11 protein-coding genes are annotated in these 16,573 nt (G+C 71.8%); 6 read left to right on the top strand and 5 right to left on the bottom strand.

Going from position 1 to position 16,573, the window contains the following annotated elements:
* Positions 1-46: 46 nt before the first annotated feature.
* The gene (gene fxsT / locus ACH4FX_RS17870; RefSeq protein WP_398479886.1) at positions 47-3,052 is read left to right on the top strand and encodes an FxSxx-COOH system tetratricopeptide repeat protein; all 3,006 of its coding nucleotides are present in this window, start codon (positions 47-49) and stop codon (positions 3,050-3,052) included.
* 81 nt (positions 3,053-3,133) lie between these two features.
* Here fxsT and ACH4FX_RS17875 read toward each other — a convergent pair whose 3' ends face one another.
* From ACH4FX_RS17875 to ACH4FX_RS17890, 4 genes are all read right to left on the bottom strand, one after another.
* Complete coding sequence (locus ACH4FX_RS17875) at positions 3,134-6,940, bottom strand: multifunctional oxoglutarate decarboxylase/oxoglutarate dehydrogenase thiamine pyrophosphate-binding subunit/dihydrolipoyllysine-residue succinyltransferase subunit (RefSeq protein WP_398479888.1); 3,807 nt, start codon at positions 6,938-6,940, stop codon at positions 3,134-3,136.
* A gap of 237 nt (positions 6,941-7,177) precedes the next feature.
* A complete protein-coding gene (locus ACH4FX_RS17880; protein WP_398479890.1) occupies positions 7,178-8,380 on the bottom strand; it encodes a sensor histidine kinase in 1,203 nt (400 codons plus the stop codon).
* A complete protein-coding gene (locus ACH4FX_RS17885) occupies positions 8,377-9,117 on the bottom strand; it encodes a response regulator transcription factor (RefSeq protein ID WP_398479891.1) in 741 nt (246 codons plus the stop codon). The genes ACH4FX_RS17880 and ACH4FX_RS17885 overlap by 4 nt, the downstream gene beginning before the upstream one ends.
* A 78-nt stretch (positions 9,118-9,195) precedes the next feature.
* Positions 9,196-9,930 carry a spermidine synthase gene (locus tag ACH4FX_RS17890; protein WP_398479893.1) on the bottom strand — a complete coding sequence of 245 codons (735 nt, stop codon included), beginning with the start codon at positions 9,928-9,930 and terminating at the stop codon, positions 9,196-9,198.
* A 435-nt stretch (positions 9,931-10,365) separates the two neighbouring features.
* Between ACH4FX_RS17890 and ACH4FX_RS17895 the strand changes: the two genes are divergently transcribed.
* From ACH4FX_RS17895 to ACH4FX_RS17910, 4 genes are all read left to right on the top strand, one after another.
* The gene (locus ACH4FX_RS17895) at positions 10,366-11,091 is read left to right on the top strand and encodes a rhomboid-like protein (protein ID WP_398479895.1); all 726 of its coding nucleotides are present in this window, start codon (positions 10,366-10,368) and stop codon (positions 11,089-11,091) included.
* Positions 11,092-11,191: 100 nt separating this feature from the next.
* The gene (locus tag ACH4FX_RS17900; RefSeq protein ID WP_398479897.1) at positions 11,192-11,581 is read left to right on the top strand and encodes a VOC family protein; all 390 of its coding nucleotides are present in this window, start codon (positions 11,192-11,194) and stop codon (positions 11,579-11,581) included.
* 122 nt (positions 11,582-11,703) lie between these two features.
* Positions 11,704-14,148 carry an endopeptidase La gene (gene lon / locus ACH4FX_RS17905; RefSeq protein ID WP_398479899.1) on the top strand — a complete coding sequence of 815 codons (2,445 nt, stop codon included), beginning with the start codon at positions 11,704-11,706 and terminating at the stop codon, positions 14,146-14,148.
* Positions 14,149-14,318: 170 nt separating this feature from the next.
* A complete protein-coding gene (locus tag ACH4FX_RS17910; protein WP_398480004.1) occupies positions 14,319-14,876 on the top strand; it encodes a Uma2 family endonuclease in 558 nt (185 codons plus the stop codon).
* 58 nt (positions 14,877-14,934) lie between these two features.
* On the opposite strand, the gene ACH4FX_RS17915 is transcribed toward ACH4FX_RS17910, so the two are convergent.
* The gene (locus ACH4FX_RS17915) at positions 14,935-15,789 is read right to left on the bottom strand and encodes a lysozyme (protein ID WP_398479901.1); all 855 of its coding nucleotides are present in this window, start codon (positions 15,787-15,789) and stop codon (positions 14,935-14,937) included.
* Positions 15,790-16,046: 257 nt separating this feature from the next.
* Between ACH4FX_RS17915 and ACH4FX_RS17920 the strand changes: the two genes are divergently transcribed.
* Positions 16,047-16,562, top strand: coding sequence for a MarR family winged helix-turn-helix transcriptional regulator (locus tag ACH4FX_RS17920; protein WP_398480006.1), 516 nt, complete (start codon positions 16,047-16,049; stop codon positions 16,560-16,562).
* The last annotated feature ends 11 nt before the right edge of the window (positions 16,563-16,573 follow it).

Here is a 16,573-nt window from a genome sequence, read left to right on the forward strand (position 1 = left end):
CCAGCTCGCGCACGCGCGAACCACCGCCTACCGAGGAGACGGGCGCATGGCCGATCAGTCCGCAACCACCGGCTCCGGAGAGCACATCACCATCAGCTACGCGGGCTTCAACCGGCCGTGGGCGGCCTGGATTTCGCACCAGCTGGAACAGCTCGGGCACGGCACCACCATGCTGCGCTGGGACCCCGCCGCGGACAGCCCCCTCACCGAGGAACTGGCCGGCCTGCTCGCCGCCGAGGGCCGCCTGCTGATGGTGCTGGACGACTGGTACTTCAAACTCGGCCCCAAGACCCACGAGGAGTGGACGGCCGCCCTCCAGGAGGTCGTACCGGACCACGCCGACCGGTTCGCCGCCGTCAGCGTCGCCACCCAGCGGCTGCCCGCCACCGCCTCCGTGCTGCGCCCCGCCGACCTGCGCGACCTGGACGCCGTCGAGGCCAACCGCCGCGTCCTGAACCGCCTCGGCGTCCCGGCCGCCGCCCGGCGCCCCACCGAGCCCGCCGCCGACGCCCCGCGCTTCCCCAACGACCCGCCCGAGATCTGGAACATCCCCCGCCGCAACAACCGGTTCACCGGCCGCGACGCCGCGCTGGAAGAGCTGCACGGCAAGCTGGCGGGGCCGCTGCCCGGCGCCGGCCAGCCCCTGGAGACCCGGATCGCCCTGTACGGCATCTCCGGCGTCGGCAAGAGCCAGATCGCCGCCGAGTACGCCCACCGGTTCGGCAACGACTACGACGTGGTGTGGTGGATCAGCGCCACCAACCGCGGCGCGGCCCGCGAACAGCTCGCCGAGCTGGCCACCCGCCTCGGCCTGCCGGTCGGCCAGGAGCTGGGCGACCGCATCCGCGCCGTCCACGAGGCGCTGCGCATCGGCCGCCCGTACCGCCGCTGGCTGCTGATCTTCGACAGCGCCGACGACATGGAGCAGATCGAGGACCTGGTGCCGGACGGCCGCGGGCACGTCCTGATCACCACCCTCACCCGGGACTGGTCCGGCTCCGGCAGCGCCCAGGAGATCGAGGTGCTGCCCTTCACCCGTACCGAGTCCGTCGCCTACGCGCGGCGCCGCGCCCCACGGCTGACCAGCACCGAGGCCGACCTGCTCGCGGACGCCGTGCAGGACCTGCCGCTGCTGCTCGCGCAGACCGCCGCCTGGCTGGACGCCAACCCGATGGCGCCCAGGGAGTACATCGAGCTGATCCGGCGCGGCGAGCCGAGCCTGGTCGGCATCCGCATCTCCACCGACTACCCGATGGCCTTCCAGACCAGCTGGGCCATAACGCTCAACACGCTGCGCGAACGCAGCCCCGCCGCCGTCGAACTGCTCAAGCTCTTCGCGTTCTTCACCCCGGACGCCATCCCGGTGCCGATGCTCGCCCGCGCCCGCCGCGGCGACCTGCCCGAATACCTCGCCGACCTGGCGGCCGAGCCGATCGCCTGGAACACCGCGCTGCGGCGGCTGACCGAGTCCACGGCCGTACGCCTCGACTACCAGGTCGCCCAGACGACCACGGACCCGGCCGTGGAGACGGCCCAGATGCACCGGCTCTACCACCGGTTCCTGCGCAGCGACATGTCCGAGGACGAGCGGGACACGATGTCCGCCACCGCCTGCCGGGTGCTGGCCACCGCCGACCCGCAGAGCCCCTCCGACACCCGCACCTGGGAGCAGTACGCCGCGCTCATCCCGCACCTGGAGCCGGCCGGCGTCCTGGACAGCCCGGAGACCTCCGTCCAGGAACTGCTGCTCAACTGCATCGAATACCTGCGGGTGCGCGGCGAGTACCGGATGGGCCTGCGGCTGTGCGAGCAGTTCCTCTCCCGCTGGCGCACCCGCATCGCGCCCACCCAGCGCACCATGCTCGTGGTCACCCACCAGCACGCCAACATGCTGCGCCGGCTGGGCCGCTACCGCGAGGCCGAGGCGGTCGGCAGCGCCATCGTCGAGGAACTGGCCGCCGAACGCGACCCGGGCGACGGCGCCCTGCTGCGCGCCCAGGACGGCCTGGCCGGCACCCTCATGGCACTGGGCTCCTACGAACAGGCGCGGGAGATCTTCGAGCGGGTCGTCCGGGGCCGTACGGAACTGCTCGGCCCCGAGGCGCCGCTCACCCTGTCCTCGCGCAGCAACCTCGCCTCCGCGCTCAGCGCCGTCGGCCGCTACGAGGAAGCGCTCACCCTCTACGGCGAGGTGCTGCTCGTCTGGGAGCGCGAGCTGCGGGCCCGGCACCACCTCACGCTCGGCGCCGCGTATTCGTACGCCCGCATGCTGCGCCTGCTCGGCCGCTACACCGACGCGCTGTCCCGCCAGGAGCTGAACGTACGGCTCTACCACCAGGTGATGGGCCGGCACACACCGCTGACCCTGCGCGCCGAGCACAACCTCGCGCTGTGCCTGCGCCGCTCCGGCGCCGTCACCCAGGCCGACGCGCTGATGGGGGACGTGGTGGAGCGCTCCCGCCGGGTGCACGGCCCCCGGCACCCGGAAACGCTCATGATGCAGGCCAACTACGCCACGTTCCTGCGCGAGCACGGCGACCTCGGCCAGGCCAGGGCGCTGGGCGAGGAGGCGGCCGAGCGGTACCGCACCCTGGTCGGCGAGGCCCACCCGTTCACCGTCGGCGCGCTCGGCAACACCGGCCTGGTCTGCTGGGAATTCGGCGAGCGGGACAACGCGCTGGCCATCGCCGAGCAGGCGCTCGCCGGTATGACCCGGGCGATGGGCCCCGACCACCCCTGGACGCTGGGCTGCGCCCTGAACGCGGCCGGTGCCCGCAACCGCGTCGACGACGAGGAGAGCGCCGCCGAGCTGAGCCGGGACACCCTGGAGCGCGCCAAGCAGACGCTCGGCGACACCCACCCGCTGACCCTCTCGGCCAAGACGGCCCTCGCCGACGACCTGCGGGCCCTGCGGCGCGGCCAGGAGGCGGCCAAGCTGGAGCAGGAGGCCGTGCAGCAGCTCACCGAGACCCTCGGCGCCGAGCACCCGCACACCCTTTCCGCCCGCCGCCGGCGCCGCCCGTACTGGGACTTCGAACCGCAGCCGGTCTGAGCGCCGGACGGCCCGGGGCCCCGCAGCGAACGTCGGTCGTTCGCGGCGGGGCCCCGGGCCGTCACACGGGCGCCGTACGGACTAGGCGTCGAACGCCTCGGCGAGCAGCGCGGCCTGCTCGGCCTGGTGGCGCTTGGCGGAACCCACGGCCGGCGACGAGGAGTGCGGCCGCGAGATGCGGCGCAGACGCTCGCCGTGCGGAATGTCGGCACCGACGGACAGGTCCAGGTGGTCGATCAGGTTCAGACCCAGGAACGGCCACGCACCCTGGTTCGCCGGCTCCTCCTGCACCCACAGGTACTTGCCCGCGTTCGGGTACTTGGCGATCTCCGCCTGGAGCTCCTTGCCGGGCAGCGGGTACAGCCGCTCGATCCGGACCAGCGCGGTGTCGAACGCGCCGCGCTTGACCCGCTCCGCCTCCAGGTCGTAGTAGACCTTGCCGGAGCAGAAGATGACCTTGGTGACGTCCTCGGCCTTCGCCGCGTCGTCCGAGATCACCGGCCGGAAGCCGCCCGTGGTGAACTCCGCCGTCTTCGACGTCGCCGCCTTCAGGCGCAGCATCGACTTCGGGGTGAAGACGACCAGCGGCTTGTGGTGCGGGTTGTGCACCTGCCAGCGCAGCAGGTGGAAGTAGTTCGACGGGAGCGTCGGCATCGCGACGGTCATGTTGTTCTGCGCGCACAGCTGGAGGAAGCGCTCGATGCGGGCCGAGGAGTGGTCCGGGCCCTGGCCCTCGTAGCCGTGCGGCAGCAGCAGCGTGACGCCGGAGGTCTGGCCCCACTTCTGCTCCGCCGAGGAGATGAACTCGTCGACGACGGTCTGCGCGCCGTTGGCGAAGTCACCGAACTGCGCCTCCCACAGGACCAGCGCCTCCGGGCGGGCGAGCGAGTAGCCGTACTCGAAGCCCATCGCCGCGTACTCGCTCAGCAGCGAGTCGTAGACGTTGAAGCGCGCCTGGTCCTCGGACAGGTAGAGCAGCGGGGTGTAGTCCTCGCCGGTCTCCCGGTCCACCAGCACCGCGTGGCGCTGGCCGAAGGTGCCGCGGCGGGAGTCCTGGCCCGACAGGCGGACCGGGGTGCCCTCCATCAGCAGCGAGCCGAAGGCGAGGGTCTCGCCGGTGCCCCAGTCGATCGTGTCGTCCTCCACCTGGGCCGCGCGGCGCTGCAGCTGCGGCAGCAGGCGCGGGTGGACGGTGACCCGCTCGGGGATGTTGACCTGGGACTCGGCGATCCGCTTGACGACCTCCTGGGAGATCGCGGTGTCCACGGCGACCGGGAACTCGGCCTGCGGCTCCGGCACCTCGGGGGCGGCCGGGGCGGTGGTGGCCTCGCGGACCTCCGTGAAGACCTTCTCCAGCTGGCCCTGGAAGTCCTGGAGCGCCTGCTCGGCCTCCTCCAGCGTGATGTCGCCCCGGCCGATCAGCGACTCGGTGTAGAGCTTGCGCACCGAGCGCTTCTTGTCGATCAGGTCGTACATCAGCGGCTGCGTGAAGCCCGGGTTGTCGGTCTCGTTGTGACCGCGGCGCCGGTAGCAGATCAGGTCGATGACGACGTCCTTGTTGAACGCCTGGCGGAACTCGAACGCCAGCCGCGCGACGCGGACGACGGCCTCGGGGTCGTCACCGTTGACGTGGAAGATCGGCGCCTCGATCATGCGGGCCACGTCGGTGGCGTACATGGAGGAGCGGGCCGACTCCGGGGCGGCGGTGAAGCCGACCTGGTTGTTGATGACGATGTGCACCGTGCCGCCGGTGCGGTAGCCGCGCAGCTGCGACATGTTCAGCGTCTCGGCGACCACACCCTGGCCCGCGAAGGCCGCATCACCGTGCAGCTGGACCGGCAGGACGGTGAAGTCCGTGCCGCCCTTGCCGATGATGTCCTGCTTGGCGCGCGCCACACCCTCGACGACCGGGTCGACGGCCTCCAGGTGGGACGGGTTGGCGGTGAGCGAGACCTTGATCTGCTCGCCGTCCAGGCCGGTGAAGGTGCCCTCGGCGCCCAGGTGGTACTTCACGTCGCCGGAGCCGTGCATCGACTTCGGGTCGAGGTTGCCCTCGAACTCGCGGAAGATCTGCGCGTACGACTTGCCGACGATGTTGGCGAGCACGTTCAGCCGGCCGCGGTGGGCCATGCCGATGACGACCTCGTCCAGGCGCGACTCGGCGGCCGAGTCGATGACCGCGTCCAGCAGCGGGATGACGGACTCGCCGCCCTCCAGGGAGAACCGCTTCTGGCCGACGTACTTCGTCTGGAGGAAGGTCTCGAACGCCTCGGCGGAGTTCAGGCGGCGCAGGATGCGCAGCTGCTCCTCGCGCTCCGGCTTGGAGTGCCCGCGCTCGACCCGGTCCTGGATCCACTTGCGCTGCTTGGGGTCCTGGATGTGCATGAACTCGATGCCGGTGGTGCGGCAGTACGAGTCGCGCAGCACGCCCAGGATGTCGCGCAGCTTCATCATCGACTTGCCGGCGAAGCCGCCGACCGCGAACTCCCGCTCCAGGTCCCACAGCGTCAGCCCGTGCTCGATGATGTCGAGGTCGGGGTGCTTGCGCTGCTCGTACTCCAGCGGGTCGGTGTCGGCCATGACGTGGCCGCGCACCCGGTAGGCGTGGATCAGGTCGAAGACCCGGGCCGCCTTGGTGACGTCGTCGTCGTGGCTGACGTCGATGTCGCGCAGCCAGCGCACCGGCTCGTAGGGGATGCGCAGCGACTTGAAGATGTCGTCGAAGAAGTCGTTCTCGCCGAGCAGCAGTTGGTTCATGATGCGCAGGAACTCGCCGGAGGCGGCGCCCTGGATCACGCGGTGGTCGTACGTGCTGGTCAGCGTCATGACCTTGGAGATGCCCAGCTTGTTCAGGGTGTCCTGGGAGGTGCCCTGGAACTCGGCCGGGTAGTCCATCGCGCCGACGCCGATGATGAGGCCCTGACCGGGCATCAGGCGGGGCACGGAGTGGACGGTGCCGATGCCGCCCGGGTTCGTCAGCGACGCGGTGACTCCGGTGAAGTCCTCCATCGTCAGCTTGTTGTTGCGGGCCCGGCGGACGATGTCCTCGTAGGCCTGCCAGAACTCGAAGAAGCTGAGCGTCTCGGCCTTCTTGATGGCCGCGACGACGAGCTGGCGGTCACCGTTGGGCTTGACCAGGTCGATGGCCAGACCGAGGTTGATGTGCTCGGGCTTGACCAGCGTCGGCTTGCCGTCCTTCTCCTGGAAGGAGTAGTTCATCGACGGCATGGCCTTGAGGGCCTGCACCATCGCGTACCCGATGAGGTGGGTGAAGGAGACCTTCCCGCCACGGGCGCGCTTGAGGTGGTTGTTGATGACGATGCGGTTGTCGAACAGCAGCTTCACCGGGACGGCGCGCACGGACGTGGCCGTGGGCAGCTCCAGCGAAGCGTTCATGTTCTTCGCGACGGCGGCGGCGGGGCCGCGCAGGGTGACAAGTTCCGGTCCTGCGGGCGCCTCGTCGGCCTTCACGTCGTCCTTCTTGGCTGCGGGCTTGGCGGTCTTCGCGGGTTCGGCCTTGGCCGGGGCGGCCTGGGCGGGCGCCGGGGCGCTCGCGGCGGGCTTCGCCGGTGCGGCGGGCTGCGCCGCGGCGGGCGTGGCCGGGGCCGCGGGCGCGCTCGGCGCGGCGGCGGCCGGGGCTGCCTGGCCGGAGGCCGGAGTGGCGGGGGCGCCGTCACTCGCGGGGGCCGGCGCGGTGGTGCTCGCACCCGGCTTGTAGTCGGCGAAGAAGTCCCACCAGGCTCGGTCTACCGAGTTCGGGTCCTGGAGGTACTGCTGGTAGATCTCATCGACGAGCCACTCATTCGGACCGAACGCGGCAGCAGGGTTCTTACCCTGCCCCTCTTGGTCAGTCGAAGTGCTCGAACTGTTGGGGGACTGTGGCGACACGGCGGCAACCGCCCTCTTCCGCTTCCTAAGGTGGTGGACAGCGGGAATAAAGGCTACGCCTCTCGGGACCTTTGGTGCAGTCCGGGGCGGTCAGTCGTCGTGCACGTCACATTCAGCAAGGGGTTTCGGGGCATGACGCGGTGGGAAACACACCAGGTTCGCCTGTCTGCGGGTACGCGGCATCGCCACCGCACCCCGGAGTGGGTGCTTCCATCACCGACCCTACGTCACGCGGAGTCAGCTTCGTGTGACGTCGGTCCCCGGAAGGGTGACGCGGATGCGGCAGCCGCGAGGTGACTCGGCCACCCCGATCCGCCCGCCGTGCAGGTCCACCGCCCAGCGCGCGATGGCCAGGCCCAGCCCCGTACCGCCGTCGCTGCCCGGCCCCGGGGCCGCCGGGTCGCCCCGGTTGAAGCGCTCGAAGACGTGGTGCCGCTCGGCCTCCGGGATGCCGGGCCCCTCGTCCTGCACCTCCAGCTCCAGGCTCTCCGGCGTCTCGCCCGCGCGCGCCCGCACCGTGACCCGGCCGTGCCGCGGGCTGTGCTTGATGGCGTTGTCGATCAGGTTGGCCACCACCTGGTGGAGCCGCTCGGCGTCCGCGTGCGCGGTCAGCTCCGGCGGCGAGACGTCCAGATGGAGGTGTACGTCCGTACGGGTGTGGGTGCCGGAGCCGGCGAGCCCCGCCAGCGTCGAGGCACCCCGGCTCATGTTGGCCTCCTTGAGCACCCCGGACAGATACGGCCACACCTCGAAACGGCGGGCGTGCAGCGGCACCACACCGTTGTCCAGTCGCGACAGGTCCAGCAGGTGCTCGACCAGCCGCCCCAGCCGCTCGGTCTGCTTCAGGGCCGTCCGCATTGTCTCCGGGTCCGGCTCGCACACGCCGTCCACCACGTTCTCCAGGACGGCGCGCAGAGCCGCTATCGGGGTGCGCAACTCGTGCGAGACGTTGGCGACCAGCTCCTTGCGGTGGGTGTCCACCGCCTCCAGGTCGGCGGCCATCCGGTTGAAGGCGTCGGCCAGGTCGCCGAACTCGTCCCGCCGCCCGCCCCGCACCCGGCGGGTGTAGTCACCGTCCGCCATCGCCCGGGTCACGTCCGTCATGTCGTCCAGCGGCGCCGTCAGGCTCTGCGCGACGAACTGGGTGACCAGCAGCGAGGCGATGATCGAGAAGACCGTGATGACCCGCAGCTCGGTGTCGGAGTGGATGGCGACGAACACCAGCAGCGTCGTGATGATCACCGAGACGATGACCAGCGCCCCGAGCGCCGCCTTGACCGAGCGGTACGGGTCCAGCGGCCGCAGTCCCTCCCACACCCGCTGCCAGAAGGGGGCCCAGACCCGCTCCCGCAGGCCGTCCAGCCCGTCCCACGCGCGCTCCCGGGCCCGGTCGCGGCGCTCCTTCCGGTCGGCCGTCCGTCGTCGGGCGGGGGCCGTCATACCGGCGGGGTCTCCAGCGCGTACCCGACGCCGTGGACCGTGCGGATGCGCTCGGCGCCGATCTTGCGGCGCAGCGCCTTGATGTGGCTGTCGACCGTGCGCGTACCGGAGGCGTCCGCCCAGTCCCACACCTCGGCCAGCAGCTGTTCGCGGGAGAGCACCGCGCGCGGCGTGTTCGCCAGGCACACCAGCAGGTCGAACTCGGTCGGGGTGAGGTGGACGTCGCCGCCGCGTACCCGCACCCGGCGCTGCGCGTGGTCGATCTCCAGCTCGCCCAGGCGCAGGATGCCGCTGCGCGGCGTGTGCGCGGCCAGCGCCGCGCGCTCCACGCGCCGCAGCAGTACGTGCACCCGGGCCGCCAGCTCGCGCATGGAGAACGGTTTGGTCATGTAGTCGTCGGCGCCGACACCGAGGCCGACCAGCATGTCCGTCTCGTCGTCCCGCGCCGTGAGCATCATCACCGGCACCGGGCGCCGGGCCTGCACCCGGCGGCACACCTCCAGCCCGTCGAAGCCCGGCAGCATCACGTCCAGGACCAGCAGGTCCGGCTGCCACGCCTCGGCGGTGTCCACCGCGGCGGGCCCGTCGGTGGCGGTCTGCACCTGGAATCCCTCGGCACGCAGCCGGGCCGCGATGGCGTCCACGATCGTCGGGTCGTCCTCCACGACGAGGACCCGGCGCTGGGCGCCGGGCGTGGCCGCGGCGGTGCCGCCCTGGGTGGTCTGCGTCTGATCCATCGCCCGCCCCTGCGTGTCCCCGTGCTGCCTGGTCGCGTACTGCTGGGCAGCAGCGTAAGGGCAGGGTGTGACCGTCGGCTACGCGCCCTTGCGCGCGAGGTGCACCACGTCGGGGACGCCTCGGACAACGGGGATCTCTTCGGTACGTACGCCGGTGAACCCGGCATTTCGCAGCGCGAGTTCGAAGGCGGACGACGGCTGCGCCGACCAGACGGCGAGCACCCCGCCGGGCGTCAGCAGCTCCCGGCAGGCGGCGAGCCCGGTGGGGGAGTAGAGGCCGCCGTTGTCCTCGGTGACGGTCCACTCCGGCCCGTTGTCGATGTCCAGGCACAGCGCGTCGAAGGTGCGCCCGCCGGCGCCGTCGCGGAGGTACCCGACCAGGTCGGCGGCGACGATCTCGGTCCGCGGATCGGCGAGCGCGGCCCCGGACACGGCGGACAGCGGACCGTCGCGGTGCCAGTCGACGACCGCGGTCTCCCGCTCGACCACCGTGATCCGCCCCCACCGGGCGTCCTCCGCCGCCCGCGCCAAGGAGAAGCCCACGCCCAGCCCGCCGATCAGCACATCGGGAGACGGCCGTCCGTCGTCCAGCTCCGCGAGCGCCGCGTCCACCAGCAGCCGCTCGGACCGTCCGTCCGAGGTGTCCATCAGGAAGCACCCGTTGGCGATGATCTCGAAGTGCTCGCCCCGCTGCCGCAGTACCGCCTCCCCGTAGGGGCCCTCGCGGCGGTCGAGCACCCGGGGCGGGCTGCCGTCGGCGGGCGGACCGGGTACGTGCACGGAGTGGGGCACGGCGTGCGCGGGGTGAACCATGACCGCCATCCTGACCAACCGGAGCGGCGCGGGTCCAGCCGGATTGCGGGCCCGGGCGACGACGACCGCTTCGGGTGACGCGCGTCACGGGCACAGCTCACTCATGGGTTGAGCGTGCAGGCTGTTCCCGTACGTAGATCTTCGTGGGAGCACACCGCCCACGAGGGGCGCACGCCCGAGGGGGACGGGCATGCCGGTGGCGCCGTCGGCGCCGTGCACGGAAGGGGCCTGGAGCGGGTGAGGCGGGTTGGCGTAACGGATGCGGCCGGTGTCCCCGGCACGGAAGAAGCCGTAACGGCCGCAGGGGAGAAGGGGGCGAAGGGGGCGCTCGCGGGGGTTCCCAGACAGCGGGCGGTGGCGGGGGACGGTGCCGGGCAGGCCATGGACGGCGTGGCTGCGGACGCGGTGCCTGCGGGTGCCGTACCCGCGGGCGTGGTGTCTACGGACGCAGCGGCGCCCGCTCCCGCGTCCAGGGTGGCCGCGCCCGCCCCGATACGCATCGGCTCGCGACTCCGGCGCGCGCCGCGCCCCTGGCGCCTGCTGCCCACGCCCCTTGGCGCGCCCTTCACCTTCGGCTACACCCTCCTCCTCGTCGCGACCTCCGTCTTCGCCGAGCACGCCGACCCCACGCTGGTCTCCGCCCTGCTCCAGGGCTCCAGCACGGACGTCGAGCACCTCGCGCACGCGCCCCTGCTGGTGCTCGTCGCCAGCGCCCTGTGGATCGCCGGCGGCATGACCTCCGCGTACGCCATCGCCTTCCTCCTCGTCCTGACGGCACTGGAACGCCGCGTCGGTGCCCTGCGTACGGCCGCGGTCTTCTTCGGCGGCCATGCGGTCGCCACACTGGCCACCGAGCTGCCGGTGGGCGCCGCGGTCGCCCTCGGGCACCTGCCCGCCGACGCCCTGCACCGCCTCGACTACGGCATCAGCTTCGGCGTGATGACCTGCACCGGCGCGCTGGCCGGGCTGCTCCCGGCCTGGGCGCGGTGGCCGCTGCTGGCGGGCGTGACCTGGTTCGCCGCCGGCAACCTCCTGTTCTCCACCGACCCCGTGAGCGACTCGGGCCACCTGCTCGCCCTGGTCCTCGGCACCCTCACCTGGCGCCTGCTGCGACGCCGCCGCGGGCCGCGGTACGGGCCGGTTGTCAGTGGCCGTTGCTAGCTTCCTGAACACGCTTCTCCACGGCTCGACGGGGAGGTGGAGCGAGGGTTGCACCCGGCCGCGACGGCCGGGGCCCCGCTCCGTCAGGAAGAGGCACACCATGCGAATGATCTTCGTCAACCTGCCGGTGAAGGACGTCACCGCGTCCCGCGAGTTCTTCACCCGCCTCGGCTTCGCCTTCAACCCGCAGTTCTCCGACGAGCACACCCTGTGCATGGTCGTCGAGGAGAACATCTCCGTCATGCTCCTCCAGGAGGACCGCTTCCGGGACTTCATCAACGGCGACATCAGCGACGCCGCGAAGACGAAGGAAGTCCTCACCTGTCTGTCCTGCGACAGCCGGGAGGAAGTCGACACCCTGCTCGCCAAGGCCCTGGAAGCGGGCGCGAGCCCCTGGAAGCCGGTCATGGAGGAAGGCCCCATGTACGGCGCCAGCTTCCAGGACCCGGACGGCCATGTCTGGGAACTGATGCACATGGCCCAGGGCTGACCGTCGGGCGGCACGGCCCGCCCCGGCGGCTGATCGCTCACAGCGAACAGCCGCCGGGGAACATCCCGAGGCTCACAAGCATTGAGCGGGTATTGCTCAACTTGCCTGCCGAAGGGGAGATCATGGCTTCGACGTCCACTTCGCTCACTCTGCCCGTGCTGCCGCTCGACGACGAAGTCGTCCTGCCGGGCATGGTGGTGCCCCTGGACCTTTCCGAAGCGGACGTACGGGCCGCGGTGGAGGCCGCGCAGGCCGCCGCTTCCCCGGGTGACAAGCCGCGGGTGCTGCTGGTGCCGCGGACCGACGGCGCCTACGCGGCCATCGGCGTGCTCGGCCGTGTCGAGCAGGTCGGGCGGCTGTCCGACGGTGACCCCGGCGCGCTGATCCGCGGCCTCGGCCGGGTGCGGATCGGCGCGGGGACGACCGGCCCCGGCGCCGCCCTGTGGGTGGAGGGCACGACCGTCGACGAGACGGTGCCCGACCCCCTGCCCGGCGCCGTCACCGAGCTGGTCAAGGAGTACAAGGCGCTGGCCACCGACTGGCTCAAGAAGCGCGGCGCCTGGCAGGTCGTGGACCGCGTCCAGCAGATCGACGACGTCTCGCAGCTCGCGGACAACTCCGGCTACTCACCGTTCCTGAGCACCGAACAGAAGGTGCGGCTGCTGGAGACCACCGACCCGGTGGCCCGCCTGAAGCAGGCCACCGAAGCGCTGCGCGAGCACCTCGCCGAGCAGGACGTGGCGGAGGCCATCGCCAAGGACGTCCAGGAAGGCGTGGACAAGCAGCAGCGCGAGTTCCTGCTGCGCCGCCAGATGGAGGCCGTCCGCAAGGAGCTGGCCGAACTGAACGGCGACCCGGAGGACGAGGGCGAGGACTACCGCGCCCGCGTCGAGGCCGCCCGGCTGCCCGAGGACGTCCGCAAGGCGGCCCTCAAGGAGGTCGACAAGCTGGAGCGGTCCAGCGACCAGAGCCCCGAGGGCAGCTGGATCAGGACCTGGCTGGACACGGTGCTGGAACTGCCGTGGAACGAGCGCACGGAGGACGCGTACGACATCCCCGGCGCCAAGGAGGTCCTGGACGCCGACCACGCCGGCCTGGAGGACGTCAAGGAGCGCATCACCGAGTACCTGGCCGTGCGCAAGCGGCGCGCCGACCGCGGTCTGGGCCCGGTCGGCGGGCCGGCCGGCGACTCCGGCACGGGCGGCGGCGGGCGTCGGGCGGGCGGCGCCGTGCTGGCGCTGATCGGCCCGCCCGGCGTCGGCAAGACCTCGCTGGGCGAGTCCGTGGCCCGCGCCATGGGCCGCAAGTTCGTCCGGGTCGCGCTCGGCGGCGTACGGGACGAGGCGGAGATCCGCGGCCACCGGCGTACGTACGTCGGCGCGCTGCCCGGCCGCATCGTGCGCGCCGTCAAGGAAGCCGGCTCGATGAACCCGGTCATCCTCCTGGACGAGGTCGACAAGGTCGGCTCGGACTTCCGGGGCGACCCGTCCGCCGCCCTCCTCGAAGTCCTCGACCCGGCGCAGAACCACACCTTCCGGGATCACTACCTGGAGGTCGAGCTGGACCTGAGCGACGTGGTCTTCCTGGCCACCGCCAACGTCCTGGAGGCCATACCGGAGCCGCTGCTCGACCGCATGGAGCTGGTCCGGCTGGACGGCTACACCCAGGACGAGAAGGTCCTCATCGCCCGGGACCACCTGGTCCCGCGCCAGCTGGAGCGGGCCGGTCTGGAGACCGGCGAGGTCACGCTCACGGACGGGGCGCTGGCCAAGCTCGCCGGGGAGTACACCCGCGAGGCGGGCGTACGGAACCTGGAGCGGGCCGTCGGGCGGCTGCTGCGCAAGATCGCGGCCCAGAGCGAACTGGGCGAGCGCGACCTGCCCTTCACGGTGGACGAGGACGAGCTCCGCCCGCTGATCGGACGCCCGCACCACACCCCGGAGTCGGCGCAGGACCCGGCCGAGCGGCGCACGTCCGTACCGGGCGTGGTCACCGGCCTCGCGGTCACCGGCGCGGGCGGCGACGTCCTGTACGTGGAAGCCTCGCTCGCCGACCCGGAGACCGGCGCGTCCGGCCTCCGGCTCACCGGCCAGCTGGGCGACGTGATGAAGGAGTCCGCGCACATCGCGCTCTCCTTCCTGCGCTCGCACGGCGCGGAACTGGAGCTGCCGGTCAGCGACTTGAAGGAGCGCGGCGTGCACCTGCACATACCGGCGGGCGCCGTGCCGAAGGACGGCCCGAGCGCGGGCGTGACGATGACGACGGCGCTGGCCTCGCTGCTCTCCGGCCGGCCGGTGCGCCCGGACGTGGCGATGACCGGTGAGGTCTCGCTGACCGGGCGGGTGCTGCCGATCGGCGGCGTCAAGCAGAAGCTGCTCGCGGCGCACCGGGCGGGGATCACCACCGTGATCATCCCCAAGCGCAACGAGCCGGACCTGGACGACGTCCCCGCCGAGGTCCTGGAGAACCTCGCCGTCCACCCCGTCTCCGACGTCCGCCAGGTCCTCGACCTGGCCCTGACCCCGGCCCTGGCCCCGGCCGCCCCGGAGGTCCCGGCCGCGGCGTGACGGACGCGGCCGGCAACAGCGGCCCGGAACCCCGGACACGGGGCTCCGGGCCGCGCGCGTGTCCCGACTACCGTGCGTATCGTTGTACTGCGCGACTGCCCGCACAACGCGGCGGTGGGGAGGAGCGCACGGTGACCATCGAGCTGACCGACAACAGGATCGAGATCGAGATGGCCGACAGCGACAAGCTCAGCCTGGACATGATGTTCGACTGGCTGGAGCGGATGCCCATCCCCGAGGGCTATAAGACAGAGATTGTCGAGGGGGCCATCTTCCTGTCGCCGCAACGGGACAACCACTGGGACATCATCCTGGAGATCGTCGAGCAATTGCGCGTGAAGTACCCGAGGAAGCGGGTGAAGTCCGATGTCCGCATCGACTTCCCCGGCGACCTCAACGGCTTCGCCTGCGACGTGGTCGCGCTACGGGACGGCGCGGAGAGGGACGACAAGGGGCGCTGGCGGTATCAGGACATCGAACTCGTCGCCGAGGTCATCTCCCGGAAGACGGCGAGCAACGACTACGGCCCCAAGCTGGAGACCTACGCGGTGGCCGAGGTCCCGGTCTACCTCATCGTCGACCCGTACACCGGTACGTGGCATCTCCACACGCTGCCCAAGGACGGGAAGTACCACGGATACCTGACCCTGGACTTCGGCGACCCGGTGGACCTGACGGGGACGGTTGTCGGTCTGACGCTGGAGACGACGGAGTTCGGCAGGGAGTGACGGCATACGTCGGTTCAGGGGCCCCGGCGCGCGCCTCGCGCCGGGGCCCCCGCCTGTCTCACCCGTCGGCCAACGCCTGCAACCGCTCATACGCCCCGTTGAACCGGTCGCGGTCGCCGACCGTGGGGCCCGACGACGTGTACTGCCAGATGGTGTGGAAGGCCCAGCCCGCGGGGAGTTCGCCGACCGAGGAGCCGTAGCGGGGGATCCACAGCGGGTTGACGGAGCCGAAGCCGGCGTAGTTGCCGGTGCACTGCTTCCACCAGCTGGTGGAGGTGTAGAGGACGGCGTCCCGGCCGGTGCGCGCCTTGTACGTGGCGAAGAAGTCCTGCATCCAGCTGATCAGGCCGGCCGCGCTCTTGCCGTAACAGGTCGCGCCGTACGGGTTGTACTCCATGTCGAGGGCGCCGGGCAGCGTCCGGCCGTCCCTGGACCAGCCGCCGCCGTGGTCCACGAAGTAGTCGGCCTGGGCGGCGCCGCTGGAGGTGTCGGGGGTGGCGAAGTGGTACGCGCCGCGGATCATGCCGACGTTGTAGGAGCCGTTGTACTGCTGCGCGAAGTACGGATTGGTGTAGCCGGTGGACTCGGTGGCTTTGACGTAGGCGAAACGGACGCCACCGTTCCAGAGCGTCTGCCACGGGACGTTGCCGTTGTGGCTGCTGACGTCGACGCCTTCGACGGAGGCGAGGGTGGGCGGCGGCGCCTCGCCCGGCGCGTCGCCCTCGTGCTCGATGACCTGGGACCCGGCCCAGTCCCGTCCCGGGTGGGTGGGCTCGGGGGCCCCTCCGTACGCGACGGCGCCGGCGGTACCGGGCAGGCCGAGGAGCAGGGCGGCGATGGTGAGGAACAGGCCGGCCAGGCTCCCGAGGGAGCGCGGTCGGCGGCGGGCGGGGCCGGATCTGGGCACGGGCATGGGGGCCTCCGGAGAGCGGGCCGGCTGGTGTCCCGGACATGACGCGGGAGAGGGGAACCGCTTGGTGTGGTCATGTCAGGTGAAGCCTTGACGGTACGCGCGTAGATGCGCGCCGTGAAAGGGGGGAGCCGGGCTTCCGATGGTCTGCTCCTGCGAAATACTGGACCAGCTGCGGTTTCGGCCGCCACGACAGGAAAACTTTCACGGTCCGGAAAGCGGGAGAGGGCGCCGACGTGCACAACACCAGACCCGACGGCATGACCGGGACGGATGAACCCAGCGGCGTGGACCAGGTGTTCCTGTCCCTGGAGCGGGAGCTGGCGGTCTTCCTGCGCCGCGCCCGCGCCACGTCCGGTGAGCTGGCGCGGGCGGTCCACCCGGAGCTGGAGTCGGCGGCGTACGGCCTGCTCGTGCGCCTCGCGGACGCGGGCCGGCAGCGGGCCACCGACCTCGCCGGGTACTTCGGCGTGGGCAAGGCGACGATGAGCCGGCAGCTGCGCGCCCTGGAGGACCTCGGCCTGATCGCCCGCGAACCGGACCCGGCCGACGGGCGGGCCGTGCTCGTCCGCCTCACCGACGAGGGCCACGACCGCTTCAGCCGGGTACGCAACAGCCGGCGCGCCCAGTACGCCCGGCAGCTCGCCTCCTGGGACCGCCGCGAGGTGGCGGAACTGGCCCGCCTGCTGCACCGCCTGAACGGCGAACAGGACGCGGAGGAAGGGTGCGGGGCGGCCGGAAAGGCCGAGCGGGGCGGGAAGGGCGGACACGGCTGAGAGCCGGCGCG

Origin of the sequence: Streptomyces sp. NPDC018019, from assembly GCF_044327805.1 — a bacterium.
Taxonomy (GTDB): Bacteria; Actinomycetota; Actinomycetes; order Streptomycetales; family Streptomycetaceae; genus Streptomyces.